This is a genomic window from Microbacterium sp. 1.5R (assembly GCF_007667425.1).
Lineage (GTDB): Bacteria > Actinomycetota > Actinomycetes > Actinomycetales > Microbacteriaceae > Microbacterium.
On the sequence record NZ_VDRC01000001.1, the window covers coordinates 1649007 to 1672564 of the forward strand.

The 23558-nt window shown below is 67.9% G+C and carries 26 protein-coding genes and 1 tRNA gene; 13 read left to right on the plus strand and 14 right to left on the minus strand.

Annotated elements, in window-relative coordinates:
• Nucleotides 1–70 precede the first annotated feature (70 nt).
• From FSY98_RS07930 to FSY98_RS07940, 3 genes are all read right to left on the minus strand, one after another.
• The gene (locus FSY98_RS07930; RefSeq protein ID WP_144875534.1) at nt 71–1186 is read right to left on the minus strand and encodes a Xaa-Pro peptidase family protein; all 1116 of its coding nucleotides are present in this window, start codon (nt 1184–1186) and stop codon (nt 71–73) included.
• A gap of 112 nt (nt 1187–1298) precedes the next feature.
• Nucleotides 1299–2483: a lytic polysaccharide monooxygenase gene (locus tag FSY98_RS07935; protein ID WP_144875536.1), complete on the minus strand. Its 1185-nt coding sequence runs from the start codon at nt 2481–2483 to the stop codon at nt 1299–1301.
• Between the two features lie 110 nt (nt 2484–2593).
• Nucleotides 2594–3040 carry a hypothetical protein gene (locus FSY98_RS07940; protein WP_144875537.1) on the minus strand — a complete coding sequence of 149 codons (447 nt, stop codon included), beginning with the start codon at nt 3038–3040 and terminating at the stop codon, nt 2594–2596.
• Between the two features lie 147 nt (nt 3041–3187).
• Here FSY98_RS07940 and FSY98_RS07945 point away from each other — a divergent pair, with 147 nt between their 5' ends.
• Nucleotides 3188–3610, plus strand: a complete 423-nt coding sequence (locus FSY98_RS07945; protein WP_144875539.1) for an NUDIX hydrolase — start codon at nt 3188–3190, stop codon at nt 3608–3610.
• Between the two features lie 11 nt (nt 3611–3621).
• Here FSY98_RS07945 and FSY98_RS07950 read toward each other — a convergent pair whose 3' ends face one another.
• Both FSY98_RS07950 and FSY98_RS07955 read right to left on the minus strand, forming a co-directional pair.
• On the minus strand, nt 3622–4050 hold the full coding sequence (locus FSY98_RS07950; protein ID WP_144876661.1) for a YbaK/EbsC family protein: 429 nt from the start codon (nt 4048–4050) through the stop codon (nt 3622–3624).
• A gap of 83 nt (nt 4051–4133) precedes the next feature.
• Nucleotides 4134–4646 (minus strand): DNA helicase, encoded by a 513-nt coding sequence (locus FSY98_RS07955; RefSeq protein ID WP_144875541.1) that lies wholly within the window; start codon nt 4644–4646, stop codon nt 4134–4136.
• 145 nt (nt 4647–4791) lie between these two features.
• Here FSY98_RS07955 and FSY98_RS07960 point away from each other — a divergent pair, with 145 nt between their 5' ends.
• Together FSY98_RS07960 and FSY98_RS07965 are read left to right on the plus strand one after the other, a co-directional pair.
• The gene (locus tag FSY98_RS07960; RefSeq protein WP_144875543.1) at nt 4792–5349 is read left to right on the plus strand and encodes a peptidylprolyl isomerase; all 558 of its coding nucleotides are present in this window, start codon (nt 4792–4794) and stop codon (nt 5347–5349) included.
• A 20-nt stretch (nt 5350–5369) separates the two neighbouring features.
• Nucleotides 5370–6269, plus strand: a complete 900-nt coding sequence (locus tag FSY98_RS07965) for a rhomboid family intramembrane serine protease (RefSeq protein ID WP_144875545.1) — start codon at nt 5370–5372, stop codon at nt 6267–6269.
• A gap of 201 nt (nt 6270–6470) precedes the next feature.
• On the opposite strand, the gene FSY98_RS07970 is transcribed toward FSY98_RS07965, so the two are convergent.
• A complete protein-coding gene (locus FSY98_RS07970) occupies nt 6471–6710 on the minus strand; it encodes a cell division protein CrgA (protein WP_144875547.1) in 240 nt (79 codons plus the stop codon).
• Nucleotides 6711–6795: 85 nt separating this feature from the next.
• On the opposite strand from FSY98_RS07970, the gene FSY98_RS07975 reads away from it, so the two are divergent.
• The 3 genes from FSY98_RS07975 to FSY98_RS07980 are packed head-to-tail and all read left to right on the plus strand — an operon-like array spanning nt 6796 to nt 8399.
• Nucleotides 6796–7590: a class E sortase gene (locus tag FSY98_RS07975; protein ID WP_144875549.1), complete on the plus strand. Its 795-nt coding sequence runs from the start codon at nt 6796–6798 to the stop codon at nt 7588–7590.
• Nucleotides 7591–7611: 21 nt separating this feature from the next.
• Complete coding sequence (locus tag FSY98_RS16670; protein ID WP_186307581.1) at nt 7612–7767, plus strand: hypothetical protein; 156 nt, start codon at nt 7612–7614, stop codon at nt 7765–7767.
• Nucleotides 7764–8399 carry an aminodeoxychorismate/anthranilate synthase component II gene (locus FSY98_RS07980; RefSeq protein ID WP_144875551.1) on the plus strand — a complete coding sequence of 212 codons (636 nt, stop codon included), beginning with the start codon at nt 7764–7766 and terminating at the stop codon, nt 8397–8399. The genes FSY98_RS16670 and FSY98_RS07980 overlap by 4 nt, the downstream gene beginning before the upstream one ends.
• A gap of 102 nt (nt 8400–8501) precedes the next feature.
• On the opposite strand, the gene pknB is transcribed toward FSY98_RS07980, so the two are convergent.
• Genes pknB through FSY98_RS08015 form a run of 7 tightly spaced genes read right to left on the minus strand, consistent with a single transcriptional unit; the run spans nt 8502 to nt 17387 of the window.
• Nucleotides 8502–10205, minus strand: coding sequence for a Stk1 family PASTA domain-containing Ser/Thr kinase (gene pknB / locus FSY98_RS07985; protein ID WP_144875553.1), 1704 nt, complete (start codon nt 10203–10205; stop codon nt 8502–8504).
• Between the two features lie 55 nt (nt 10206–10260).
• Nucleotides 10261–11985, minus strand: coding sequence for a serine/threonine-protein kinase (locus FSY98_RS07990; protein WP_144875555.1), 1725 nt, complete (start codon nt 11983–11985; stop codon nt 10261–10263).
• Nucleotides 11982–13439 (minus strand): penicillin-binding protein 2, encoded by a 1458-nt coding sequence (locus tag FSY98_RS07995; RefSeq protein ID WP_144875557.1) that lies wholly within the window; start codon nt 13437–13439, stop codon nt 11982–11984. Before FSY98_RS07995 ends, FSY98_RS07990 begins: the two co-directional genes overlap by 4 nt.
• A gap of 1 nt (nt 13440) precedes the next feature.
• Complete coding sequence (locus FSY98_RS08000; protein ID WP_144875559.1) at nt 13441–14826, minus strand: FtsW/RodA/SpoVE family cell cycle protein; 1386 nt, start codon at nt 14824–14826, stop codon at nt 13441–13443.
• Nucleotides 14823–16124, minus strand: a complete 1302-nt coding sequence (locus tag FSY98_RS08005; RefSeq protein WP_144875561.1) for a PP2C family serine/threonine-protein phosphatase — start codon at nt 16122–16124, stop codon at nt 14823–14825. Before FSY98_RS08005 ends, FSY98_RS08000 begins: the two co-directional genes overlap by 4 nt.
• Before the next feature lie 7 nt (nt 16125–16131).
• Nucleotides 16132–16662, minus strand: coding sequence for an FHA domain-containing protein (locus FSY98_RS08010; protein WP_144875563.1), 531 nt, complete (start codon nt 16660–16662; stop codon nt 16132–16134).
• The gene (locus FSY98_RS08015; RefSeq protein ID WP_144875565.1) at nt 16662–17387 is read right to left on the minus strand and encodes a DUF3662 and FHA domain-containing protein; all 726 of its coding nucleotides are present in this window, start codon (nt 17385–17387) and stop codon (nt 16662–16664) included. The genes FSY98_RS08010 and FSY98_RS08015 overlap by 1 nt, the downstream gene beginning before the upstream one ends.
• A 271-nt stretch (nt 17388–17658) precedes the next feature.
• Here FSY98_RS08015 and FSY98_RS08020 point away from each other — a divergent pair.
• The 7 genes from FSY98_RS08020 to FSY98_RS08050 all read left to right on the plus strand — a co-directional run bounded on the left by FSY98_RS08020 (nt 17659) and on the right by FSY98_RS08050 (nt 22665).
• Nucleotides 17659–17741, plus strand: a tRNA-Leu gene (locus tag FSY98_RS08020).
• Nucleotides 17742–18143: 402 nt separating this feature from the next.
• A complete protein-coding gene (locus FSY98_RS16925; protein ID WP_144875567.1) occupies nt 18144–18497 on the plus strand; it encodes a lactococcin 972 family bacteriocin in 354 nt (117 codons plus the stop codon).
• Between the two features lie 183 nt (nt 18498–18680).
• Nucleotides 18681–19343 (plus strand): hypothetical protein, encoded by a 663-nt coding sequence (locus FSY98_RS08030; protein ID WP_144875569.1) that lies wholly within the window; start codon nt 18681–18683, stop codon nt 19341–19343.
• Nucleotides 19340–20380 carry a hypothetical protein gene (locus FSY98_RS08035; RefSeq protein WP_144875571.1) on the plus strand — a complete coding sequence of 347 codons (1041 nt, stop codon included), beginning with the start codon at nt 19340–19342 and terminating at the stop codon, nt 20378–20380. The genes FSY98_RS08030 and FSY98_RS08035 overlap by 4 nt, the downstream gene beginning before the upstream one ends.
• Nucleotides 20371–20991 carry an ATP-binding cassette domain-containing protein gene (locus tag FSY98_RS08040; RefSeq protein ID WP_144875573.1) on the plus strand — a complete coding sequence of 207 codons (621 nt, stop codon included), beginning with the start codon at nt 20371–20373 and terminating at the stop codon, nt 20989–20991. The genes FSY98_RS08035 and FSY98_RS08040 overlap by 10 nt, the downstream gene beginning before the upstream one ends.
• Entirely contained in the window at nt 20988–22055 is a 1068-nt protein-coding gene (locus tag FSY98_RS08045) for a hypothetical protein (protein ID WP_144875575.1), read from the plus strand. The genes FSY98_RS08040 and FSY98_RS08045 overlap by 4 nt, the downstream gene beginning before the upstream one ends.
• Before the next feature lie 55 nt (nt 22056–22110).
• Nucleotides 22111–22665, plus strand: coding sequence for a LysM domain-containing protein (locus FSY98_RS08050; protein WP_144875577.1), 555 nt, complete (start codon nt 22111–22113; stop codon nt 22663–22665).
• 74 nt (nt 22666–22739) lie between these two features.
• Here the strand turns inward: FSY98_RS08050 and FSY98_RS08055 are convergent, their stop codons facing one another.
• Nucleotides 22740–23438, minus strand: coding sequence for a GntR family transcriptional regulator (locus FSY98_RS08055; protein ID WP_144875579.1), 699 nt, complete (start codon nt 23436–23438; stop codon nt 22740–22742).
• Nucleotides 23439–23558: the final 120 nt, after the last annotated feature.

The following is a 23558-nucleotide window of genomic DNA, read 5'->3' on the forward strand; positions in this document are numbered from 1 at the left end:
GGCCGAGATGTTCGCCCGCACGACACGCGGCGAGGCGGATGGGACCGAGGATGCCGCGGCCGACGCCGCCTCAGACGGCGGTGAGAGCGTGCGGGGTCTCGTTCAGCCGCTCGCACCCGTCGGCGGTCACGACGACGATGTCCTCGATGCGGGCACCCCACTCCTTCGCGAAGTAGATGCCGGGCTCGATGCTGAACGCCATGCCCTCGCGCAGCACCAGGTCATTTCCCGGGGCGATGTAGGGCTCCTCGTGCACCGAGACGCCGATGCCGTGCCCGGTGCGGTGCAGGAACGCCTCCGCCAGGCCGGCCTCGGCCAGCACGCCGCGCGCCGCCGCGTCGACCTGCTCGGCGGTGACCCCCGGCCGCACGGCGTCGACGGCAGCCTGCTGGGCACGCACGAGCACCGCGATGCGCTCGGCCGCGACGGAGTCGGGCGTGCCCACGACATAGGTGCGGGTGCTGTCGGAGTTGTAGCCGCTCGGCACCGCTCCCCCGATGTCGACCACGACGACATCGCCGTCGACGATCACCCGGTCCGACACCTCGTGGTGCGGGTCGGCGCCGTTCGGCCCGGAGCCCACGATCACGAACTCGACCGTGCGGTGACCCTCGTCGACGATCGACGCGGCGATGTCAGCGGCGACCTCGCGCTCGGTGCGCCCGGCGCGCAGCCACTCGGGCACGCGCCGATGCACGGCATCGATCGCCCTGCCGGCTCGGCGCAGTTCGGCGATCTCGTCGGCATCCTTGATCATGCGCCCTTCACGCAGCACGGGTGTCGCGAGTTCGAGGCTGACCCCGAGAAGGTCGGCGAGCGGGATGACGTGCAACGCCGGCAGGGCGTCGGACACGCCGACGCGGCTCGCGCCGGTGAGGATGCCGGCGACGAGACCATGCGGGTCGTCGCCGTCGACCCAGTCGGAGATCGCGAGACCGAGATCCCCGACGGCGGTGCTGCGCACCTTCGCGAGCTCCATGCGCGGCACGACGACGGTCGGAGCGATGCCCGGCCCGAGCACGAGGGCGGTGAGGCGCTCGATCGTGTCGCCCTCGACACCGACGAGGTACTGCAGATCAGGGCCGGGGCCGACGACGATGCCGTCGAGACCGGCCTCGGCGGCGAGGGCGGAGGCGCGGTCGAGACGCGAGGCATGGACGGATGCGGGGAACGACGTGGTGGTCACGGCATCCACGCTACTGCGCGACGATCCGCAGCGAACCCGAGCCTCGCCCTCCCGGCGGACCGGGAGGGCGAGGTCGGCAGCGGTCCAGCGACCGCGGTCGGTGACCGGACGGTCAGTGGCTGTGCGTCACGGGCTGCCAGAGCGACAGGGCGGTGATCCACGACGGGTCGCCCCAGGAGCGGTGCGTCTGCACCGCTCGGTAGACTACGCCGTCATGCTGGCGCAGGTCGCCACGCGTGTAGACCCCGGTCGGGCTCCAGACCGCGACGCCCTCGACGGGCGGGGCCACCGGGGGAGTGGGGGGTGTCGTCGGGGTGGGCGGCGATGTGGGCGGTGCGGTGGTCGGAGTGGTGGTCGGTGCCGCGTTCGTCGTCACGGTGAGGACGGAGCCGGTCGTCTCGCCGGCGGCTGAGACGGCGACGATCCGATAGCGGTAGGTCGTCGAAGCGGCGAGTCCCGTGTCGAGATGACGCGGTTGCGTCGCCGTGCCGACCGACGTGAACGCGACGCCGTCGGTCGACCGCTCGACGCGGTACGACGTTGCCCCCTGGACGCCCTCCCACATGAGGTCGACGCTCGAGGCGGTTCGGCCCATCGCGTGCAGCCCGGTGGGTGCGCCCGGCGCCGACGGTGTGGCCGGCGGAACCACCGGCGGGGTCGGGGGCGTGGTCGGGGGCGTGATGCTCGGGCCGCCGCCCCGCACGTCGATGTCGATCGTGTTGTAGAAGGCGTTCGCCGTGTCGGCGATGTCCCACACGGCGTAGATCACGTGATAGCCGGTGCGGTCCGACGGGATGGTGAGGGTGTGCGTGGTCGGCACACCGGGGATCCCGCCTCCGCCGTCGAAGGTCGCGAGCAGCTCGAGGTCGCCGCGGTCCAGGGGCGCGTCGACGTCCCATCCCTGCGTCGTGATGAAGTAGCGCCACTGCGCGGTGCGGTGCGCTGCCGTGAGGGTCCACGAGACCTGCACCGGTCCCGCCTGCACGACGTTCTTCGCCCAGCGGGTCGCGGACTGCTCGTCGAGAGTCTCGCCGAACAGGCCGCCGGCCGAGGCGAGCCGGCCGTCGGCCGGCCCGCCCGCGGGGAAGCCCTTCGGAGCCTCGAGGCTCTGCGGCTCGTAGGCGACATCGCCGCGGTCCGTGTTGGCCGTCCAGGCCGCGCGCGAGATGAGAGATGACGTGTCACCGCCGACGTATCCATGTGCGAGGGCCGACGGTGCGGGAGCGGCGAGCAGCCCGGTGGCTGCGACGGCGGCGACCGCGAGGGACGCGAATCCGATTCTGGGGAGAGTTTTCACCCTCCAGGAATACCGATGTGCGTCTCGGCATCCAAGGATCCGGCGGTATATAGCGTCGTGTCGCGGAGCAGGGACCGCACCCGGCAGGTCAGCCGCGCCGAGCCCTCAGGTCATGCCACCGCCGCTCGAACCCGCTCGGTCAGGAACTCCCTGTTCGCCGCATCGAGTTCCAGCACGGCGTAGGCGGTCGGCCACAGGGTGCCGTCGTCGAGGTTCGCGGGCTGCTCGAACCCGAACGTGCCGTACCGCGTCTTGAACTTGCCTGCCGGCTGGAAGAAGCACAGCACCTTGCCGTCCTTCGCCCACGCGGGCATGCCGTAGTACGTGCGGGGCACCAGGTCGGGGGCAGCCTCGGACACGAGCACGTGCAGGCCCTCGGCGATCGCGCGATCGTCGTCGCCGAGCTTCTCGATCGCCGCCTTCAGGTCCGCCTCGCCCTCGGCTCTGGCCTGTTGGGGTGACTTCTTCGCCCGCGACCGCGCCTTGCGCTTGTCGGCCGCGGCCGCCTTCATGGCGTCGCGTTCTTCGGCACTGAATCCCGCGTCGTTCTCGGCCATCGTCGGCTCCTCTTCCAGGTGATTCGGTATGCACTCACCATACGGATGCCGACTCCTCGCCGCACCATGAATCGTGACCGATCGCCCGTGCCGAGCCGGCGGCGTCGGATCCGACCGCAGTGCATGCGGGGCGATTAGGGTGGACGCATGGACATGCGTGTCGCGGCATATGCGGTCGTCACCGACGACGACGGGCGGGTGCTCCTGGCGCGCTGGATCGAGGGTCGCCGTGTCGCCTGGACCATGCCGGGCGGCGGACTCGAGCCCGGGGAGGCACCCGACGCGGCGGTCCGTCGGGAACTCGTCGAGGAGACCGGCTACACCGTGAAGGTCGGTGAGCTCCTCGGCATCCACTCGCGCGTCATCCCCGCCTCGCAGCGCGTCCAGAAGACGGATCAGCCGCTGCACACCCTGCGCATCGTCTATCGTGCGACGGTCTCGGGCGGGCACCTGCAGTACGAGACCGACGGGTCGACGGACATGGCCGAGTGGTTCTCGTTGGATGCGGTCGCTGACCTGCAGCGGGTCAAGCTGGTCGACATCGCGCTGCGCATGGCAGGGCTCATCTGACGAGCGTCGCGTCAGTCGCGGGGCTGCTCCGGCACGGAGATGTCGGCGACCGTCGCACCGTACGCGGCGATGAGGTCGTCGGCGTCGACGAAGAGGCTGTATCCGTGCGTGCCGGCTCCCATGGCGATGCGCTGACCGACGATCGTCTCGTCGGCGAACACGGGCCACTCGGTGGTGCTGCCGATCGGCACGATGGTGCCGCGCTCGTACCCGGTGGCGGCGAGAGCCAGATCTGCCTCGGGCAGTCGGAGCTTGTTCACCCCAACGACAGCGCGCAGCTTCGCCCAGGAGATGGAGCGACCGCCCGGCACGAGTGCGAACAGGTAGGTGTCGTCGGATCGCTTGACCACGAGGGTCTTCACGATCCCCTCCGGAGGGATGCCGAGGAGCTCGGCCGCCTCGAAAAGACTGCGGGCCGCCGGCCGCTCGCGGATCTCGATGTCGAGATCACGAGCAGCGGCGGCCTCGCGCACGCGTGCGTGGATGTCCGCCGACTCCGCAGCCGGGGACTCGAAATCGCTCGTCACGCCTCGGGGGCGGACAGCGGGTCGTCGGCGACCCAGAGCTCGTCGTCTGCGCGAAGGGCCTGCCATGCGGCGTACAGCACGCCTGCCGCGGCCGCGGCACCGAGGACGATGGCGACGATGGAGCCGAGGCCGGGGCCCGACTTCTTCGACTTCGTGGCCCTGCGCACCTTCTTCTCGATCTTCTTCTCGATGCCCTGACGCTTTGCGTTGGCTACGTCCCAGGCCGTCAGCGCGCTGCCGACGACGCCGCCGACGATCGGCACGACCTTGTCGTCGACGACGTGTTTGCCGAAGCGCACGCTCTGGTCGACGACCGGCGCCACGCGGCGGTCATAGGTGTGCTGCACGGCGGGTCCGACCTGCTCGCGCCCGAAGTGGCCGAGCTGACGCCCCGCCTCGCGCGCGACATCGGCAGCATGACCGACGATGACCTGCTGGTTCTCCCAGAGCTGGTTCGCCTCTTTCTGAAGACGGCGAAGTTCCTTCTTCCGCTTGCGGCTGATGCTCACGATGCTCTCCTGTCGCTTGGAGTACGGGTTCCCCATCTTGCCACGCCACCCTGGATGGGGCGAGGGAATCCCCGAGGCCTTGCGTCGCGCGACGATCAGCGCTAGATCAGGGCTCGTACACGGGAAGCTCTGCGAGAATGAGGTCATGCCTCACGCTTCTCACGTCGCAACCCTGCACACCAACCACGGTGACATCGTCATCAACCTCTTCGGCGACCACGCCCCGAAGACGGTCAAGAACTTCATCGGCCTCGCCGACGGCACCCAGTCGTGGACCGACCCCGCCACCGGCAAGCCGGGCGATGGGCCGCTCTACAAGGACGTCATCTTCCACCGGATCATCCCGAACTTCATGATCCAGGGCGGCGACCCGCTCGGTCAGGGCGTCGGCGGCCCCGGCTACAACTTCAACGACGAGATCCACGGCGACCTGAACTTCAACGAGCCGTACATCCTCGCCATGGCGAACGCCGGCCTCCGTCGCAACGCCATCACGGGCGAGGTCGAGGGCACCAACGGCTCGCAGTTCTTTATCACCACGGATCCCACCCCTTGGCTCCAGGGCAAGCACACGATCTTCGGCGAGGTCGCCGACGACGCGTCCAAGGCCGTCGTCGCCGCCATCGGCGCCGTGCCGACCGCTGCGGGCGACCGTCCGATCGAGCCTGTCGTGCTGCAGTCGATCGATATCGTCGCGGCCTGACACCGAGCTGGCCGATCCGGATGACCACGCCTGAGTTCGCGGACAACCGCGACAACTTCTGCTACCGGCATCCGGATCGGCAGAGCTTCGTGCTCTGCCAGCGGTGCCTCCGCACCATCTGCGGCGAATGCCAGACACCGGCCGCTGTCGGCGTCATCTGCCCGGAATGCATGCAGAAGGAGCGCAAGAACCGCACCCCCGCGCAGAAGCGCGCCGAGCGACGCTGGGGCGGACGCTCGTCGACCATGACCGCCGTGCGCAGCGGCAAGCCCGTCGTGACGTATGCACTCATGCTCGTCACGGCGATCATCGGCCTGCTGCAGCTCGTCCCTGGTCTGGGCCCTGCCATCACCCAGCAGCTGCTGTTCGCCGGGCCCTACCTCTACCCGGACCTGTTCGGTGCCCCGTTCGAGCCCTGGCGTCTGATCACGGCCGTCTTCGCACACGGCGGATTCATCCACCTCGCGCTGAACATGCTCGCGCTGTGGATGCTGGGGCAGAGCCTAGAGCCGATGCTGGGCCGGGCACGCTTCCTTTCGCTGTACCTGATCAGCGGTCTCGGCGGATCCGTCGCGGTGGCCCTGCTCGCTCCTGGCACGGCCACGGTCGGCGCATCCGGCGCGATCTTCGGCCTCATGGCCGCGCTGCTGATCGTCGGTCGGCACATCGGCGCCAACGTCACCGGCATCCTGGTGATCCTCGGGATCAACTTCGTCGTGGGGTTCTTCATCGGCGGCATCGCCTGGCAGGCGCACCTCGGCGGCGCGATCGTCGGAGCGCTCCTCGCCTTCATCCTCACGCGCACGCGCCGACGAGAGCAGCGCACGTGGCAGATCGTGCTCATCGCGGCCGTGGCGGTGGCGCTCCTCGTGATCGTCGCCTTCATCCCTCCGCTGCTGATCACATCGATCTACGCCTGATCAGCGGTTGTTAACAGGTTCGTTAACAGGTGTGAATAACACGGGTGTAATTCTCCCCAGGTGTGCACAACCCTGTGGATAACTCTGTGGTGACGTTGTGGACACCTTGTGGACGGGGTGTGGAGACCGTGCGCCGACACGGTGGCCGATACGACGAAGGCCCCTCGCTGAGCGAGGGGCCTTTCTCTGTCGTGGGGCGCTTCAGCGCCAGCGAGTGGTCATCAGGAAGCCGATCAGGGCGATGCCGAGGCCGATCGCGAGGTTCCAGTTGTCGAGACCGGGGATAGGGAACTGCATGCCCGAGATGTAGAACACGAGGATCCAGGCGAGACCGAGCAGCATGAAACCTACCATCACCGGCTTGAACCACACGGCGTTCGGGGCGGACTCTCCCTCGGTGCGGGGGGCGTCGGGCTCTTCGGTCTTCGGGTCTCGGGCCATGCCGACATTGTACCCGGGTCGTCTTCGATCCCGCGAGGAAGCGGCGACCGGCTCCCCGCACAGGCCGGAGGGATAGGATCTCGCCATGACCGCATCCGTCGTCTCGGGGGAGCGACGTGGCCGCAACCGCCGCCCTCGATCGCGCGCCACCTTCACGAGCGTGCTGGGCGAGCTGCTGCTCACCGCCGGGGTGCTCGTGCTGCTCTTCGTGGCCTGGCAGATGTGGATCGGCGACATCATCATCAGCGCGCAGAAGAACGACGAAGGCGCTGCCGTCTCGCAGGAGTGGGCGGCGGCGCCGCCGCCCGCGCTGCCCGAGACCTTCGAGCGCCCGGACGGCACCACGACGTATGAGCCGGTGATCCCCGCGCGGCCCGCCGACACCGAGCACCTCGGGCAGATGCACATCCCGCGCTTCGGTACCGAGTACAACGTGGGCATCTTCGGAGGTACGACCCGCGCCCGCACACTCGACAAGCTCGGCATCGGGGTCTACACCGACTCGAAGATGCCCGGCGAGGCCGGCAACTTCGCCATGGCGGGGCACCGGACGACGTGGGGCAAGCCGTTCAACCAGCTCGACAAGCTGCAGGTCGGCGATGCGATCGTCGTCGAGACGATCGACGGCTGGTTCACCTACCGTTTCCGCACCCTCGAGTACGTGAAGCCGACGCAGACCGACGTGCTCCTCGACGTGCCCCAGGTTCCCGGAGCTCAGACCGGCGAGCAGTACATCACTCTGACAGCCTGCTCGCCGCTCTACTCGCTGGCCGAGCGCATCGTCGCCTACGGTGTCTTCGAGAGCTTCCAGCCCCGCGCCGAAGGGCCGCCCACGGCGCTCACCGACCCGCCTCCACCGCCGGCTGCGCCGTCGCTCTGACCGAAGGGACCGAGAGGAATCATGTACGCCGCACTCTGGCGCCTGCTGCCCGGCCCGTGGTGGGTCAAGCTGTTCATCCTGATCGCGCTCATCGCGGCGGTCCTCTACGCCCTGTTCTGGTTCGTCTTCCCGTGGGTGAGTCCCCTCATCACCCCGGGCGAGGTCGATCTCGAATGACCCGCGTGCTGGTTGTGGACAACCACGACAGCTTCGTGCACACCCTGGTCGGCTACCTGCGCGAGCTCGGCGCGGAGGTCGAGATGGTCGAGGCGGATGCCGTCGACTCAGCCGACTTGGACCACCTGCTCGCAGGCTTCGACGGCGTGATGCTCTCGCCCGGGCCGGGGAGACCGGCGCAGGCGGGGGCGAGCCTCGACGCCGCGCGCGTGGCGATGTCGAGGCGCCTGCCGCTGCTCGGCGTCTGCCTCGGGCATCAGGTGATCGGCGAGGCGCTCGGCACCCCGGTGTCAGAGGCTCCAGAGCTCATGCACGGGATGGTGTCGCAGGCGCGTCACGACGGGTCGGCGCTGTTCGACGGCCTCCCGTCGCCGTTCTCCGTCGGCCGATACCACTCGCTCACGCTGGACGCGGCATCACTGCCGGACTCGCTCGTCGTCACGGCGCGCACCGAGACCGGCACGGTGATGGCCGTCGCGCACACGACACTGCCCGTCGTGGGAGTGCAGTTCCATCCCGAGAGCGTCCTCACCGAGGGCGGGTACCGATTGCTCGCCAACTGGCTCGCGCAGTGCGGCGATGAGGATGCCGTGGCCCTCGCCGAGCGGTTGCATCCGCTCACCCGGGCGTAGCGCGTTTCGTCTCGATCGCTGCGTTCCCTCGCTCAACGACCCGCGGGAGGGGGAGTGCTGCGTGAGCTCGCTCGACCGGCCACGGGAAGAGGTCGCGCGGGATCAGCCGTCGGCAGCGGCGGCGCAGTATCGCAGCTCGACCGTCGAGCCGATGGGCACGTCGCCGGGCGCGACCGACATCGAGACCACCGTCGGCGGCTCCGTAGGGGCGCAGTCGGGCAGCTCGACGGCGCTCGGCGTCAGGCCAATCCGCTCCAGCTCGGCCGTCGCGGCCTCCACCGTCCATCCGGAGACGTCGGTCAAGGTCATGCGTCCGCTGGCGACCACCAGGTTCACGACGGTCTTCGGGGCCACCTCGGACTCGGCGGTCTCGCTCGCCTCCATGACGGTGTCGGCCGCGAGTCCCTTGTCGTTGCGCTGGATGACGGTGCCGAGCTCCAGGCCGGCCGCCGCGAGAGCGTCCTTCGCTGAGGTGAGCGAGAGGCCCTCCAGCGTCGGCACGACGACCGTCTCCTTGCCCGACGAGACGTAGACGGTGATCGAATCCCCCTCGGTCACGGTCGTCCCGCCTTCGGGATCGGTGCGGGTGACGTTGCCCTCGGCGATGTCGTTGCTCGATTCGAGCACCAGTCTGGCCGTGAGGTCGAGCTCGTTGAGGTCTTCCTGCGCCCGTTCCGACGACACGTTCACGAGGTCGGGCACGGTGCGCGAGCTCGAGGGGAGCTCGTCGGGGCGCATGCTGATCGTCCACACCCAGAACAGCACCGACGCGAGCAGCACCGCCAGCAGTGCGACCCCGGCCCAGATCCAGGCCACGGGGGGACCGGACTGCGTGCGGGTCATCGTCGTGTCGGTGCTCAGCTGCCGCAGCGATCGTGCCGTCTCCTGCGCCTGCCGGGGGCTCGGACCGTACAGCTCGCTGGTGAGGGCGCCGATCTCCTTGCGGGTCGGCGCCTGGCCGGAGACGGCGGCATCGAGCGCGGCGCGGAAGTGCGCGGCATCCGGATAGCGCTGATACGGGTCTTTCGCGAGAGCGCGCAGCACGATCGGGTCGAGGGCGCCGGGCGCGTCCTCGTTCACCTCGGTCGGCGCGAGCGGCGTCTCGCTCACGTGCTGGTAGGCGACGGCGACGGGGGACTCGCCGCGGAACGGCTGGCGTCCGGTGAGCAGCTCGTAGAGCACGACGCCGGTGGAGTAGAGGTCGGCGCGCGCGTCGACCGGCTCGCCCTTCGCCTGCTCGGGGGAGAAGTACGCGGCGGTGCCGATGATCTGGGTGGTCTCGGCGACCGTCGACGAGGAGTCCGACACCGCGCGCGCGATGCCGAAGTCCATGACCTTGACCTGGCCCTTGTCGGTGACCATGACGTTGCCCGGCTTGATGTCGCGATGCACGACCCCGGCTCTGTGCGAGTAGTCGAGGGCCTCGAGGATGCCGTCGACGTACCGCACCGCGTCGTCGACGGGCACGGGGCCGCGCGCGATGATGTCTTTCAGCAGCGTGCCGCTGATGAGCTCCATGATGATGTACGGCGGCTCGCCCGAACCGTCGCCGGAGCCGCCCGACGGGTCGCCCGCGTCGTACACGCGCACGATCGAGGGGTGCGACATGCGAGACGCGGACTGCGCCTCGAGGCGGAAGCGCGTGCGGAAAGCGGTGTCGCGGGCGAGGTCGGCGTCGAGGATCTTGATCGCGATCGCACGACCGAGCGTCAGATCGTAGCCCCGGTAGACCTTGGCCATGCCGCCATGCCCGATGAGCTCGTCGACGCGGTAGCGTCCCGCGAGAACGCGTGGCTCTGTCGACACGTACTGACCCCCTGATACGACCTGATGAAGTGCTCAGCCTACGGCGTGGAAACCCCTAATCCCCTGTATCCTCGCCGCCTGCATCGTCTGCGGAGGTGATCTGGGCGGTGAGCTGCGGCGAGTTGCCGGACGGGCGGTCGCCGCAGAACGCGCGGTACACGGCCGTGACCTGCAGAGCGGGGTCGTCGGCGGGGGTGATCTGAGCCGTGAGCTCGCTCGGACCGAAGCTGCGGGTCGTCTTGCCGTCGCTGAACGTGGCGTTGGTGATCGTCACCTCGTACGAGCTGACCGTTCCCGCACCGGACGGGCACGAGAACGACGTCCAGTTGAGGGCGACCTTCTCGCCCGCGGTGGGGGTGCCGGACAGGCTCGGCGCCGAACCGGGTGCGCCGATCTCGACCCGGGGCGCGTAGGTGATGAGCGTGATCGCGTCACCCTTCTCGAGGGTTCCGCGCGGGTCGACGGTCTCGACGACGTCGACGAGGTCGTCGGACGGGGCCGGGGTGTTGCCCACGCGGCACTGGGGGAGGAGTCCCGCCTCCGTGGCCCTGTTCAGCGCGTCCTGGCACGACAGGCCGACGAGGGACAGGGAGTCGACGTTGATCGGCGTCTCGGTGGGCGTCGGCGTCGGGGTCGGGGTGGGCGTCTCCGGCGGAGCCGACGAGATCGACGGAGAGGGCGTGGGATCGGCATCCCCGTCGCCCTGGTTCATCAGCGCGAAGACGGTGCCGCCGAGCACGATGATCAGCAGCAGGATCAGCGCGATGAGGGGCCAGGTCCACCTGCTGCGCTTCTTCTTCTCGACCTCGTCCGGGGCGGCCGCCTCGGTGGGGACCTGCGCGGTCGTGGGCAGCACGCGGGTCGCGCCGGCGTCGCCGGATGCCGTCAGCAGCCGCGTCGCGTCGTCTGCCGCCACTCCGCCGGTGGCGATGGCGGGAACGGCGATCGCCGCGGAGTTGAGGTCGCCGCGGCGCAGGGCCTGGGCCGCACGGGCGACGGTCGCCGCGGAGGAAGGCCGGTCGGCCGGCTTCTTCGCGATCATCGCCATGACGAGGTTCTGCACGGGGATCGGCACGGTCGGCGGCAGCGGCGGGGGCTGCTCGTTGATCTGCGCCATCGCGATCGCGACCTGCGACTCGCCCGTGAACGGACGCTTGCCGGCCAGGGACTCGTACGCGACGATGCCGAGCGAGTAGATGTCGGTCGCGGGGGAGGCGGGGTGCCCCGAGGCCTGCTCGGGCGACAGGTACTGCACCGTTCCCATGACCTGGCCGGTGGCCGTGAGCGGCACCTGGTCGGCGATGCGGGCGATGCCGAAGTCGGTGATCTTGACGCGCCCGTCGGGCGTGATCAGCAGGTTGCCCGGCTTGATGTCGCGGTGCACGAGACCGGCCGCGTGCGCGGCCTGGAGAGCGGATGCCGTCTGCGCGACGATGTCGAGCGTCTTGTCGGCGCTCAGTGCACCGTCGCGCTCGAGGATCGTCGACAGGGCCTCGCCAGGGACGAGCTCCATGACGAGGTAGGCGCTGCCGTTCTCCTCGCCGTAGTCGAACACGCTGGCGATGCCCTCATGGTTGACGAGCGCGGCGTGGCGCGCCTCGGCGCGGAAACGCTCGAGGAACCCGGGGTCCCCCATGTACTCGTCCTTGAGGATCTTGATCGCGACGGTGCGTCCGATGACGTGATCCGTCGCCTCCCACACCTCGCCCATGCCGCCGATCGCGATTCGCGACTGCAGCTCGTAGCGACCACCGAACGACACACCCTGCGTCGGTCTCATCTGCCCAGCACCGCCTCTATGACCTTCTTTGCAATCGGAGCGGCGATGGTGTCGCCGGATCCTGACTGCCCCTGTCCGCCGCCGTCTTCGACGAGGACCGTTACTGCGACCGTCGGGTCGTCCGCCGGAGCGAAACCGGTGAACCACAGCGTGTACGGCCTGTCGTTCCCGTTCTCCGTCGTGCCGGTCTTACCGGCCACGTCGACCCCGTCTATTCTTGCACCCTGCGCTGCGCCGTTTGAGACGCTGGCGACCATGGATGCCGTCACCTGATCGGCCACGTCGGCGTCGAGCGCCCGCCCGAACTCGGTGTCGTCGTACGACCTCACGACCGAGAGGTCGTTGCCGATCACCGAATCGATGAGGCGCGGGTTCATCACGACGCCGTCGTTCGCGATCCCGGCCGCCACCATGGCCATCTGGAGAGGGGTGGCGGTGACCTTGCCCTGGCCGAATCCGGAGAGCGCGGTCTGCGCGTCGTCGAGTCCCTGAGGATAGCTCGACGCCGTGGACTCGAGCGGGGTCGAGAAGGTCTTGTTGAAGCCGAACTTCTCGGCCATCTCGCGGATGGCGTCGTCGCCGAGCTGCACGGCGAGCTCCGCCATCGGGATGTTGCAGCTCAGGCGGATCGCCTCCGAGATGGTCACGGTCTCGCCGTCTCCGCAGGTGCCGCCCCACGCATTCGCCACCGTGTTGTTCGAGCCGGGCAGCTGGTAACGGGCGGGGTTCGGCAACGCGGAATCCGGGGTGAAGTCCCCCGACGCGTACGCGGCGGCGGCGACCACGAGCTTGAACGTCGACCCGGGCGGGTTGAGATCGCCGGCGATGGCACGGTTGGAGAGCGGCTTGGTCGGGTCCTCGACGAGCTGGTCGTAGGTCGCGTTCGCGGCATCCGCGTCGTGCGTCGCGAGGGCGTTCGTGTCGAATCCGGGCGTCGAGACCATCGCGAGGATGCGGCCGGTGCTCGGCTCGATCGCGATCACCGCGCCCTCGAGACCCTGCAGGGCGTCGTAGGCGGCCCTCTGGGCGTCGGCGTCGAGCGTGAGCTGTGCACTGAACCCGGCCTGCGGCTGACCCGAGAGGATGCGCTCGATCTCGGAGAAGAACGCGCTCGATCCGGTGCCCGAGAGGTCGGCGTTGAGCGCCCGCTCGATGCCGGTCGCCGACTGCAGCGCCGGGTTGAAGTACCCGGTCACCGGCTCCCACATGGCGCCGTCGGTGTAGACGCGCTGGAACTGGTATCTGTCGTCGGCGGGCACGGACGTGGCGATCGCGACGCCGTCGACGATGATCGACCCGCGCTGGATCTCGTAGCTGTCGAGCAGAGTGCGTCGGTTGTTGCTGTTCTGCCCGAGGGCATCGGCCTCGACGACCTGGATCCAGCTGGTCGCGGCGAAGAGCGAGAGGAACATGAACAGCATCACGATGCTGAGGCGGCGGAGCTCCTTGGTCATGTCAGCCGATCACCGTCCTCGGTTGGCTGCGGACTCCGTCGGAGATGCGGAGCAGGATCGCCACGATCAGCCAGTTCGCCACGAGCGACGATCCTCCGGCCGCGAGGAACGGCGTCGTCAGACCCGTCAGCGGGATGACGCGGGTCACGCCGCCGACCATGATGAACACCTGCAGGGCGATCGTGAACGCGAGACCGGTGGCCAGCAGCTTGCCGAAATCGTCCTGGCCGGCGAGACCGATGCGGATGCCGCGGCTGATGAACACCATGTAGAGGCAGAGGATGGCGAAGAGGCCGATCAGGCCGATCTCCTCGCCGAGGCTCGTGATGATGTAGTCGCTGTGGGCGAGGGGGGTCTCCTCCGGACGGCCCTGGCCCCACCCGGTGCCGAGCAGTCCGCCGTGCGCGAGTCCGAAGAGACCCTGCATCGGCTGGTATCCGGCGCCGTCGGGGTCGACCTTCTCGGGGTCGAACAGGAACAGCCAGTTCGTGAAGCGCCCCTGCACGTAGCTGAGGATCTGCGTCGCGACCGCGACACCGGCGGCGACGAGGGTGAGACCGATCAGCACCCAGCTGGTCTTGCCCGTGGCGACGTAGAGCATCGCGACGAACATGCCGAAGATCAGGGTTCCGGTGCCGAGGTCGCGCTGGATCACGATGATGCCGAGCGAGATCGCCCACACCACGAGCACCGGTCCGAGCTCGCGCATGCGCGGCCACGTGATGCCGAGCACCTTGGTGCCGACCGACGTCAGACTCTCACGCGTACGCACCAGGTAGCCGGCGAAGAAGATCGCGAGGCAGATCTTGGCCAGTTCGCCCGGCTGGAAGGCGAACATGCCGCCCAGCGACACCCACACCTGCGCGTTGGCGTCGGGGATGCGCAGCCCTGGCACGAAGGGCAGCAGGAGCAGCAGGATGCCGGTGAGGCCGAAGATGTACGTGTACCGGAACAGCACGCGGTAGTTGCGCAGCATGATGACGACCGTGATCGCGCCGGCGAGCGAGATCGCGGTCCACGCGAGCTGCTTGGTGGAGTAGGCGTTCCAGCCCGTGAGCGACTTCGCGATGTCGATGCGGTAGATCATCGCGATGCCCAGACCGGTGAGCAGGGTCGCGATCGGCAGCACGAACGGGTCGGCGTCCGAGGCCACGGCGCGCAGCACGAAGTGCACGGCGAAGGCCAGCACCGCGAGGCCGCCGCCGATGGCGAGGATCATGGGGTCGATCAGACCCAGCGCTCCGAGCTGCACGAGGGTCAGTGAGGCGCCGCTGATGACGACCGCGAACAGCAGCAGCCAGAATTCCCGGTTGCGCTGCGTCTGCGGCATCCGGAGGCGGCGGAGCGCCTTGATGACGGTGGTGTCGGCCTGGACGTCGGTGCTCATCCCTCGCCCTCCATCGGTGTCTCCGAGGGTGTCGGCACGGGGGTCGGCAGCGGGGTCTCGCCCGTGACGCGGTCTGCGCCGGCCTGGAGGCGGGCGACGATGGCCTCGGCATCCGACAGCGATCGCGCCGTGATCGTCCGCTCGACCGAGTCGCGCTGGTACGGCGGGAGATCGGCGAGCAGGATGTCGGTGTCCTGGATGGGTGTCGACAGGATGATCGGACCGATGTTCTGCTGCACGCCCTGATAGATCACGACGCTGTCCTCATCGGCCCCGACGAAGTAGCGGGTCTGCGTCCAGCTGTACGCGGCGAAGGCGGCGAAGGCGAGAGCGGCGAGGACCACCAGCATCCCGGCGATCCAGCCGAGCCGGCGGCGCTTGGCGCGTCGGCGGTCCTCTTCGATGAGCTCCTCGAGGTACTCGGAGGACGGCTCGAAGTGGCTGGGTTCGTTCGCGGCCTGACGCACCGGATGCAGCCAGCTGCTGCGCGGGGCCCGCACGGGCGGCACCGTGATGTTCGCGGGATTCGAGGCCGAGCCGACGATCGTCGCCGTGCCGGAGTGCATCGCGTGCGCTCCGCCGACGTCGACGAGCACGATCGTGACGTTGTCGGGTGCTCCGCCGTCGAGTGCCTGCTTGAGCAGGTTGTCGGCCGTGCGGCCAGGGGGGAGCCCGAGCCGCATCGCCTTCAGCACATGCGCCTCGTCGACGACGCCCGAGAGTCCGTCCGAGCACAGCAGCCAGCGGTCGCCGGGCTGCGTGTGCATCACGAACATGTCGAGCTCGGGGTCGGAGTCCATGTCGCTGAGGACGCGCATCAGCACCGAGCGCCGAGGGTGGTAGCGCGCTTCCTCCGGCGTGATGCGCCCGGAGTCGACGAGACGTTGCACGAACGTGTGGTCGGCCGTGATCTGGGTCAGCGCGTCATCGCGGTACAGGTAGATGCGCGAGTCGCCGATGTGGCCGATGACCGCGAAATCGTCGACCATGATGACCGCGCTGAGCGTGGTGCCCAGGCCCGCGAGCTCTGGGCGGTCCTTCGCGGCGCGGATCAGGTCTCCGGCGGCCGTCGTCGCGGCCGCCTGCAGCGACGCCTGCGCGTCTTCGGTCGACGAGTACGGCTGGTCGAGCGGCTGCATCCGCTGGATGGCGATGCTCGAGGCGACATCACCGCCGGCGTGACCGCCCATGCCGTCGGCGACGACGAACAGGTTCGCTCCGGAGTACCCGGAATCCTGGTTGTTGGAGCGGACCTTGCCCGTATGGGAGATCGCGGCGCTCGAGCCTTCGAAGACCATGCCCGGGTCAGGCTCGCAGCTCGAAGGTCGTGGCGCCCACCTTGATGGGAACACCGAGGCCCAGGGCGACCGGTCCGCCCGTCACACGGTTTCCGGCGACGAAGGTGCCGTTCGTGGATTCGAGGTCCTGGATGGCCCAGGCGTCGCCGCGCAGCAGCAGCCGGGCGTGGTGACTGGACGTGTAGTCGTCGCGGATCACCAGCGCGCACTCGCTGGAGCGGCCGATCGTGAGCGTCTCGGTGCCGAGGGGCAGCTCGAGGCCGGCCTTGGGTCCGGACGTGATCACGAGGCGCTTGGCGGTGGCGACGGTCGCGGGTCCCGTGTTCGCCTTCGACGACGTCGGGCGCTTCGCCGGGGCCGGGGGAGTGGCGGGGGATGCCGCGGCGGCGGCGGCGTCGCCGTCGGCCGGCAGCTTGCGCACCTTCATGCCGAAGAGATCGGCGCGCAGCGAGTAGACGACGCCGAACACGAAGAACCACAGCAGCACCAGGAACCCGATGCGCATGAGGAGGAGGACGAGCTCACTGGGCGTGGTCATCAGATCACCCCGAACGCACGGGTGGCGTCGTCGTCGCGCGGGCGCGCCGGGCGCACGGGCGCGGCGACCGGCACGATGCGGAAAACGAGGTCTGTGCGGCCGATCGTCAGAGTGGTGTCGGTGGGCAGGGCGGCCTCTCGGACCTTCGATCCGTTCACCTTCGTGCCGTTCGTCGAGCCGAGGTCGCGCATCATGGCGCGCTCCCCGTCCCACAGCACCTCGACATGCTTGCGGCTCGACCCGGCATCCGCGATCGTGATGTCGGCGTCCGAACCGCGGCCGATCACCGTGCGAGCACGGGTGAGCGAGTGGCGGCGTCCGTCGACGTCGATGACGGCCTGCCAGTTGACGCGTCCCTCGACCGTGCCCGAGCTGACATGCACGGTGCCGGTGGGGATCTTGTCGTCGGACTCGAGGACGATCGACAGCGGGCCGGCGAAGCTGTAGCCCTGCGACTTCGCGTGCGTCGTCAGCAGCGCGTGCAGCTCGTCGGTCAGCGCGCCGCCGAGCCCCTGCATCCGCTCGCCGTCGTCGGTGCTGAGACGCACCACGTAGTTGTTGGGCGTGAGGATGCGATCGCGACTGACCACAGCCGCCTTCGTGTCGGCCTCGCGCCGCAGCGCCGAAGCGATCTCCACGGGTTGGATGCCGCTGCGGAAGGTCTTCGCGAAGGCGCTGTTCACAGCGCGCTCGAGACCCTTCTCAAAGCTGTCAAGTAGTCCCACTGGGCTCCTCTGGCATGCCGACCGGTAGGGACATCGTAGCCAGGTGACCTGGATGTACGCCGCTTCGCGGGTGGTCGACGCCTGATTTCCCAGGGAATCCGGGGTGTGCGGGCGGTGGAGGAGAACCCCGTGATGGGAGGAAGGATGCCGCGGATTCCTCCTCCCTACGGGCGAGATCGCCTCCCGTGTGGGAGGGGCTGTGGTCGGTTTCATGAGGGGCGGGAACGCGTGATAGCCTTGCGAAGTTGAGTTCTTCGGAACGAGACGACTCGCGCGAGTGGCGGAATGGTAGACGCGCTGGCTTCAGGTGCCAGTGTCCGTATGGACGTGGGGGTTCAAGTCCCCCCTCGCGCACAGCGATGAAGGCCCGGTTTTCGAACCGGGCCTTTTCTCATGTTCGGGGCCGATCGAGGGACATTGCTTTCGAGCCGTGGGATGCCGGTATCAAGCGCTGTTGTCCCCCGAATGACCGACAGACACGTGACAGCGTGATCTCCCGTTCGCGACCGAGCGGGGCCAATCCGGTCAGTAGCGATCCGGACCTCGCGAGAGTGAGGAGCGATGATGAAACTCCGAATGTGAGGCGCTCGGCGGCATTCGTCACCACAGCCGCCGTTGCCGGCGCATTCCGGTATGCCGATATGGCTTTACTCGATACGACGTTGGGAAGCGAACGGGGAGATTCGTCCCTGCTACCTTCCGAGCCGGGGGGCGATTTCGCCATCCATTCGCATACGCAGATTGGATTGATCGATCATGAGGAAGCGCACTTCAGCGACTCTGGCAGGCCTGCTCGCACTTGGGATCGTAGCCGGGGGGACAGTTTCCGCTAGCGCCCACGACCTGGGCCACGGATGGGCGGCGAGCTCAAGAGTCGAGGGCGCGGCGGTTGATGGTGGGAAGCACTGGTACGGCGTGCACGAGAACCTGAACGGATCCAACCGCGGCAACGACAGCAGCTACTACCACGCCTCCAAGAGGCACCGTTCGAGCGTGAAGAACAGCACGGGTGCCATCGTCCGGTCCTCCGACCAGAACGGCGGAATCTGGGCACGTGCATGGCAGCCCGGGACGCTCTGGGGTAACGAGGCGTACTGGTTCACCTACTGAGCTGACCGCTCGCGCGCCACGGCCCTAGCGGCCACCGCGGAGGGGGGCACGCAACGTGTTCCCGGAGCTCCGGAGGGTCGGACCGACATTCGCGTCGGTCCGACCTGACCAGTCAGGCAGTTACGAGCCTCATCGCGACTGCGATACACAACGGAAGCGATGGTGACCTATGGCACCCTACGCATGGCCGAACACAGGAATGGCGCCGGAATCGAAAGGTACGCGATGAGAATCAAGTCGAGGTCGTTCCGGCTCGCAATGACTGCGACGGTGCTGACGGCGCTCATGACCGGGTGCAGTGCCGAACAGGCACCCGGCTCGTCCAGTCCAGATGAGCCGGAGAGCGTCTCTGGGATGCCGGCCTTTCAGGGGAACTTCGCCGCTGAGTATCAAGAAGCGTGGACGAAGAGCAAGACAGAGGACGTGAAGGCGATCCTTGAGGACGAGCAGATCACCGACCAGGAATGGTCGCATGTGCTCAACAAGCTCGAAACATGCCTTGACGAGAACGGGATCTCGTTGACTGGGTACAAGCCTGACGGAAGCTACGAAGTGAACGCCGGTGAAATGGATGGCGAGATCGCCAATCAGAGAATGGGAGAGTGCGAGGAGGCAAGCGGTGAGGCCTGGGTCGGGTACCTCTACCGCTCCCAGACGTCCAATCCAGAGAACGTTCCCGCGACCCGGATGCTCACCGAGTGCATGATCCGCAACAAAGCGGTGCCCGCGTCCTACACCGAAGAGCAGTACCTCGAGGACGCTCCGAACCTCGCATTCCCGTTCACAGATGAACACGGCTTCGAGATCTTCGAGTCGTGCAACGGCGACTTCTCGTTCGATAAATGAAAGGTTCCGTCTCCTCGAGCTTGACGATTGTCGCGTGCACGCTTGCAGTGGGCGCCGCGCTCGGCGTCGGCCTGGCCTATTCTCTTCTGGCCGCGAACACCCCGGATGCATTGAGGAGTGAAGATGAACTCCGCACCATCGCCGTGACGATGCAGGAGTTCGATGACCCGCGAAGCGTCGAACTCACGGCGAGAATACTGCCGCCCGTGAGTGTCGCGGTGAACCGCGCCGGGACCGTGACGTCGTGGGCGTGCGCTCAAGGGACGGTGCTGAGCTCAGCGACGTCATCTGTGGCGGTTGATGGCGTCAATTTGATCAGCCTCTCGACATCTGTGCCCCTGTGGCGAGACCTCGCGCCCGGAGATAAGGGACGGGACGTGCGGGCGCTCGAAGAGGAACTCGCTCGTCTCGGGAAGCCCGTCAACGTTGACTCCACTTTCTCTCGCGACGAGATGAGTACGCTGGCCATGGTCGCGAAGACTGTCGGCGTCGAGCTCAATGGGAGTCTGACGCGAGACCTCGTCGTCTGGCTCCCGTCACCCGCGGTGACGGTGCAGAAGTGCGATACGCAGGTGAGTGGCTCCGTGACTCCCGGCGACATACTCGCCACAGTTGACTCAGGGGTCGTCGTTTCTCCGGTGTCGCTCCCCGAGGGCCGGCTGCCCGGCGCACGATATCTCGATCTGCTTCGCGAGCCAGTAGCGCTCGGTGGCGCAGGCGAGCTGCCTCCCGAGGTGACCAGTGACGCCGTCCGCAACTCTGATGCTTTTCGGGAGGCGGCAGGCGCAGCCCCGGAAGCGACGTCGCTGACGCTCAAAGCCAAGGTGCTTCTGCAGGCGCCCGTTCAGGTTGCGGCCATTCCGGCGACGACCTTAGTGACAGATTCCACGGGCGCGTCCTGCGTCTTCGTAGACGAGGATCCAGTGATGGTCACAGTGGCCGGGTCGGAGTTCGGCAACTCGTTCGTCGTGTTCGCGTCGGCCGAACCACCCGCCTCGGTCGATGCGCAACCCGGGGTGCGGTCGACGTGCGGGTAGAGGTATCGAACCTGGGACACGCGTACTCGCGTGATGCATGGCTGTTCCAGGGGCTGACGTATACGTTCACGCCGGGGCAAATCTACGCTCTGACCGGCGCATCCGGGTCAGGGAAGAGCACCCTGATGGCGATTCTTGCGGGGTGGACCGCACCGGCGGCCGGCCGACTGAGCATGGTCGGCGTGGACTCGATCGGCTGGGTGTTCCAGAACCCCTACGGCGTGGCGAAAAGAACCGCGATCGACCATGTCATGTTCCCGTTCGTCGCCTCCGGCATGCGCGCCGATGAGGCAGACGAGAGCGCCTCCGAGCTCCTCCGCCGATTCAACTTGCGCGATGTCCGCGACAGACAGTTTCGTCACCTCTCCGGTGGGGAGGCGCAGAGGCTGATGCTCGCTCGGGCGGCGGCATCATCTCCTGACCTCCTTCTCGTCGATGAACCGACCGCGCAGCTAGATCGCGCAACTGCCCATGTGGTGAATGCTGTCCTCTCGAACGTCACGTCCTCCCGAACTATCGTCATCGTGGCAACGCACGATGAGGAAACGCGCGACGCCTGCGACGTCAACCTCGACCTCGCCCAGTACTCCGCGAGGGCATTCATCGAATGAGAGCACACGCCCTGCTCAGGGAGATCTTCCGCAATCTGACGTCAGGCACGTCCCGCCTCGGGGCGCTGTTCCTGATCTCCGCCCTGGCCCTGACCCTCGCCGTTCTTTCCGACGTCCTCACCATCTCGCGGACGGTGGACGACGCCATTGAGTATCGCGCGTCCGGCGCGGCCGTGGTTACCCTGGCGCTCCCCGGGCGAATCAACGGAGCATCCTGTGACGCACTCTCCGAGGCCCCGAACGTTCTCGCCGCCGGCGCGATGCGTCCGGACGGCAAGGTGTCTGCCGCCACGCTTCCTGGCGCGCCGCTCGACCTGTACACGACGACCCCTGCGTTCGCGCGGGTACTCGGGGCTGAGGATGTCGGTGCTGGAGTTTATGTCAGCACCGAAGTCGCCGCGAATCTCGGGTCGACTGCTGTTCCTCTGACGGCGGGGGCGCCCACCCCTGTTCGCGGCACCTACCCGTACCCGCCGGATGGCCGCCGCGCCGGCTTCGGCTGGGCAGTGCTGTCGCCGACCAGCGCGGGCGATGGGGCATTCGATGAGTGCTGGGTGCTGTCATGGCCGCAACGGTCCGACCTCCGACAGCTGCTTCTCACCGCTGTGACGCCTGGCACAGGTGGCGCCGCAAGCCAGCAGCCCATCGTCTCTCAGCTGAACACGAAGCATGGTCTCGCTTTCGCTGGCTCCAGTGAGTACCAGTCTCGAATCACCCGCTACGCGCCTTATCTTGCAGCGCTGGTCGGCCTCGTGTTGTCGGCCATGGCCATACGGTTCCGCCGCATAGAGATCGCATCGAATCTGCACGCCGGCGCCGCCCGCGGCACACTCTACCTCCAGCACCTCATCGAGAGCGCGGCCTGGTCGCTGCCCGCTGTCGCGACAGCGTGGATCGTCGGTTTTGTCGTGGCGACGCTCACGGCGCCCACCGAGTTGTCCAGCCTTGCGCTCAGATCCGCAGAGATCGCGCTGTCGTTCTCCGTGGGCACGCTCGCGGGAACGGCGTTCAGCTTTCTCATGGTTCGTGAGAGTCGGCTCGGACACTACGTGAAGGGCCGTTAGCTTGCATCGACTCCTTGTGCTGCACGCATCGCGAGTTGACCCCAATCACGGAGGCATGATGTTCGACCGTCGTCTGAGGCTCCCTACTCAGGTCTTCGTGGTCGCTGTGATCACGGCGACGCTGACGGGTTGTACTTGGGCAGTTGAGCGCGAAGAATCAGCGCCCACCGGGACGACAAGCTCGTCGTCATCCCCACCGGCTCATGAAGAGAGTGCCGAATGCAAGTGGCCAGTCGCGCAGATCGAGGCGCACGCCGGCGAGGTGCTGAACCTGGATGACTTCGATGACATGGAGGACTTGGGGCCGTCAGAGAATGCCAACGGAGCGATCGCACGTACGGATGACGGGGTTCTTGCCTCCTACACCGTCGCCGCGGGGGACACGTACGATGCGATAGCGGAACGAGTCTGCACGTCGGTATACGGACTCACCGCACTCAATGCGGTCCGTCGAGGCGGCGTCTACGCGTCGGACGATCTCGGTTCACGAAGTACCCTGTACGCCGGAGATACGCTCAACCTGAATCCATTCACGATCGCCTCGGTCGGGGATCAAAACGGGGTGGTGCACGAACACACCCCGAGCTTCATTCTGCCGCCGCAGGACTAGTGCATTCGGCCCGCGAGAGGACGCCCCTCGTCACGCCTGCGGGCTGCGCTCGCCGCGGCCGACCCGGACGACGCTCAGGTGTCTTCGGGCTCGATGAGCAGCTCGTACAGGTCTCCGCGGTAGATCGACCGGGTGACCTCGACCACGCGTCCGTCCCCGAGGCTGCCGCGCGCGACGACGCGCAGGCACGGCTGATCCGCGGTGATGCCGAGCAGTTCGGCCTCTCGCGCGGTGGGCAGCACGGCGGCCACTCGTGACGACGCGCGGGTCAGATGCACGTCGTACCGCCGGCGGAGGATCTCGTAGAGCGAGCCGGTGAGGTCGTTGCCGAGCAGGTTCGGGAACAGTTCGGCGGGGAGCAACGATCGGTCGATGCTCAACGGGGTGTCATCGCCGAACCGCAGTCGCTCGACCGTGTACACCGACGATCCGCTCTCGAGCCCGAGGCCCTCGGCGACATCTGCAGACGCGGGGGAGACGCTGGCCGACAGCACTTCGGCTCGCGCCGTGCGGCCGGCCGCGCGCATCGAATCCGTGAACGACGCGAGCGTCATCCGCTTCGTCAGGGCCGGCTCGGCCACGAAGGTGCCCTTGCCGCGGATGCCGACGATCCTCTTCGCGTGCGTGAGCGCTTCGAGCGCGCGCCGCACCGTCATCGAGGAGACGTTGAACCGCGCCGCGAGCTGCTGTTCGGTCGGCAGCTGGTCACCTGCTCGCATCTCCGCGATCTCCGCCGAGAGCTCCTTCATCACGAGCTCGTACTTCGCAGCCACGTCCCCTCCTTCCGCGGATGGTCAGGTCCATGACTATCACGCTTCCATCGATGCATCCGATCCCCTCGGCGATTGCGGAAGCTCGGAGGACCGTGTACCTTCTCGTTAACCCTAGGGTGC